We start from the raw sequence: 2,549 nt of genomic DNA, 5'->3' as shown, positions 1-2,549 counted from the left end.
GTGTTTTGCAACTGTTATCTAGCCGCCTCAATTATTAGTGAACACCTTTGCAGACTACACTTTCAGGCTGTTATTTGGCTATTCTGTTTGTGAAATGAGCGAACCGACCGATTGCTGCTGTGAATATTACCTAATATCTCTGTGATTTGAATCGCCAAACGCAAGAAATCAGCCAAGGGCATCAGGTTAAACGCGGCTAATTCCGAACGCAATTTTGCCAATGACTCTCCGCCAAAATCTTCCAATAGCATCACGAGTGTTCGCTGATACTCTTGAATGCTATAAACCTTTATCACTCCTTCTACATTTAAAGAACGAGTGATTTCATATTCCTGTTTGTAGCGAGTAAGTTCCCCAGGCGTGGGATAGTCTTGTTTAAGGACTTTCAGGACGATTGGTGTGTTATCGGATTTGCTTACCCCTCGGTAGACAACTGAATTGGCACTCAAGTAAATTTGGGAGTGAACCTCAATGTTCGGTAGAGCAATCATCACGCTGTTCCTCGGTTCAATTCCACACACAAGATTCAAAGCCAACAAGACTTAAAGATTATTCTTCAACCTTCTCTAGCAAAAGTCAATTTGCACCTGGTCGGTTTCAACGAAAACTTAATCAACTTGCAAGTGACAGTCGAAGAGCAAGAATTTGGAAATGCTGCTAGAAATCAAACCCGACTTTCAAGTAGTTGCAGAAGCTAGTAACGCTCAACAAGCCATTCCTTTCGACCAAAGGGATATTTGTTAAAAGCTCAGAATCTAGCTTGGGATTGAGGGCAGTTTTGATGGATCTGATGGCTGGCGAGGTGTGTCTGCCACAAACAATATCGCTACACTTCATTACAAGTCAAACTCATCAGGAGCCACTGACGAGCGTTGACAAATCCTACTGCCATGCGTGGAACAGAGTAATCAAAACGTGGGGCGTTACCAAAGCGGGGCGATTGCGCTTCATCAGTTGCCGCAACCACTGAAAAACATTACTACCCTGCCGGTGGACCGAGAGCTAATCTGCCTCTGGTCGCTAAAGTTGTAGGCGTGGCTGATGGTGAGCTAATAAAGAACAGATTAGGCACTAGCAAGTTGATCTACTTTCAGTGTATTTCTGGAAAACAGATTGTGCCGTATGTATCTAAGATAAATATCAATTTAGATCCATAGGATCTAATGATTAATCGCTTTGTTAATTTTTTTGCCTCATCAAAATTTTAGATCCCAAAAATCTCATAATATTTTTTAACAATATTTGAATATTTAAAGGTAAAGTAATGCTCAATATAGATTTAGAACGACTTCTTTACGCAGTACAAATAGATTTTCAAACAGAGGTTACTAAGATTGCTGGACAAGTTTTTAGCGACACGCCGTTTCAGTTATCAGCTCGAAAAATCGGCAAGGTTCATGCAGCTTTAGTTGTACCACAAATTTATTTGAAATCATTACATCAAGATTATGAAAACATTGTTGAGAATAATTTAGCTATTACTTTTAAAAGTCAAAACCGTGCTGTCGGAAATTTTCAAGTAAACTATTTACCTAAAATAAATATCTTAACTATATCTGGGTACTACAAAGAGGGCACAGCTTATCTATGCTTTTCTCCAGGGATGAATCCTAATTGGTACAATGGCAGAGGTTATAAAATAGCTCGCCCTAATTGTATTGGAGAAAAGTTTGAGTCGTTAGCGAACAAGTTTTATCCATTTCTTGAAGAATTTTTTGCAGTTTAATTTTAATTAAACGCGTTGTCAGGATAGCTATAGAGCGACGAATTATTTGACCAGAGCAAGACCAAGACATTACGGACTCAATCGTGTGGCTTTGAGCGCAGAACAAGTGATTCCCTTGTTAGGAGTCAGAACGGCAGTAGCGGCTTAGTTGCTGAAGTGAGAAAGGCGGTTGCTGCCCCAAAAGAAACATCGGATAAACCAATGGAAACGATAGGAAGTTTCTATTAAGGATTCAGGCTAAGTTTATGGCACAAATTTTAACTAGTGCGATAGGTTTATTGAAGTAATTACGAAATCGAATTCGTCTAATATTTTTATGAATAAAAAATGGGCTATTAAGCAGCTTACAATTGATCTCACACCAAAGGATGAAGAGAACCTGGAAAAATACTGCTTAATGACTGGCAGATCAGCGACTAATGTAATTCGGGAATTAATTCTTTCTCTTCCTACTGAAGATGAAAAAGTAATATCTCAATAAGCCAGGGTTAGCGTTCCTGTTCACGCAAAGTTGAATCTTCGCTTAAACTATCCCTTTTGCTCCCTGCTCCCTCCATAAAAGACTCTTGTTCAAGAGAGCGAATCAATTCCCGAATCACATCAGTTGCCGGTCTACCTGTGATTGCACAATATTGTTCAAGCTTTTCGCTTTCAACTGATGCGAGATTTAGCGTGATTCGTTTGACGGCCCATTTTTTGTTCATGACTTGGCACCAAACAGGTGCAAGTGTTTTAGCTTGGTGATTACTGTGTAACAGGTGTACCGTTTAAAGTCATCACAAAATCGCGATCACAAAGGCTAATATCAGCTTTCCAACGGGAG

General features: G+C 39.7%; 5 protein-coding genes. 2 read left to right on the top strand and 3 right to left on the bottom strand.

What is annotated here, in order from left to right:
- Positions 1–62: 62 nt before the first annotated feature.
- Both H6G97_RS49685 and H6G97_RS49680 read right to left on the bottom strand, forming a co-directional pair.
- Positions 63–491 carry a protein kinase domain-containing protein gene (locus H6G97_RS49685; protein WP_190947603.1) on the bottom strand — a complete coding sequence of 143 codons (429 nt, stop codon included), beginning with the start codon at positions 489–491 and terminating at the stop codon, positions 63–65.
- Between the two features lie 335 nt (positions 492–826).
- On the bottom strand, positions 827–967 hold the full coding sequence (locus H6G97_RS49680; protein WP_190947602.1) for a hypothetical protein: 141 nt from the start codon (positions 965–967) through the stop codon (positions 827–829).
- Positions 968–1,264: 297 nt separating this feature from the next.
- On the opposite strand from H6G97_RS49680, the gene H6G97_RS49675 reads away from it, so the two are divergent.
- Both H6G97_RS49675 and H6G97_RS49670 read left to right on the top strand, forming a co-directional pair.
- Positions 1,265–1,726, top strand: a complete 462-nt coding sequence (locus H6G97_RS49675; RefSeq protein ID WP_190947601.1) for a hypothetical protein — start codon at positions 1,265–1,267, stop codon at positions 1,724–1,726.
- A gap of 316 nt (positions 1,727–2,042) precedes the next feature.
- Positions 2,043–2,207 carry a CopG family transcriptional regulator gene (locus H6G97_RS49670; protein ID WP_190947600.1) on the top strand — a complete coding sequence of 55 codons (165 nt, stop codon included), beginning with the start codon at positions 2,043–2,045 and terminating at the stop codon, positions 2,205–2,207.
- A gap of 7 nt (positions 2,208–2,214) precedes the next feature.
- On the opposite strand, the gene H6G97_RS54495 is transcribed toward H6G97_RS49670, so the two are convergent.
- Positions 2,215–2,430 carry a CopG family transcriptional regulator gene (locus tag H6G97_RS54495; RefSeq protein WP_242056182.1) on the bottom strand — a complete coding sequence of 72 codons (216 nt, stop codon included), beginning with the start codon at positions 2,428–2,430 and terminating at the stop codon, positions 2,215–2,217.
- Positions 2,431–2,549: the final 119 nt, after the last annotated feature.

It is taken from the genome of Nostoc flagelliforme FACHB-838 (assembly GCF_014698065.1).
GTDB classification, from domain to species: Bacteria; Cyanobacteriota; Cyanobacteriia; order Cyanobacteriales; family Nostocaceae; genus Nostoc; species Nostoc flagelliforme_B.
The sequence above is the reverse complement of the archived record's forward strand: the minus strand, read 5'-3'. Positions and strand labels throughout refer to the sequence as shown.

Excerpts from the sequence above, each read along its gene's own strand:
- H6G97_RS49675 (WP_190947601.1), top strand. The coding sequence starts at position 1,265 with ATGCTCAATATAGATTTAGAACGACTTCTTTACGCAGTACAAATAGAT.
- H6G97_RS49685 (WP_190947603.1), bottom strand. The coding sequence starts at position 491 with ATGATTGCTCTACCGAACATTGAGGTTCACTCCCAAATTTACTTGAGT.
- H6G97_RS49670 (WP_190947600.1), top strand. The coding sequence starts at position 2,043 with ATGAATAAAAAATGGGCTATTAAGCAGCTTACAATTGATCTCACACCA.
- H6G97_RS54495 (WP_242056182.1), bottom strand. The coding sequence starts at position 2,430 with ATGAACAAAAAATGGGCCGTCAAACGAATCACGCTAAATCTCGCATCA.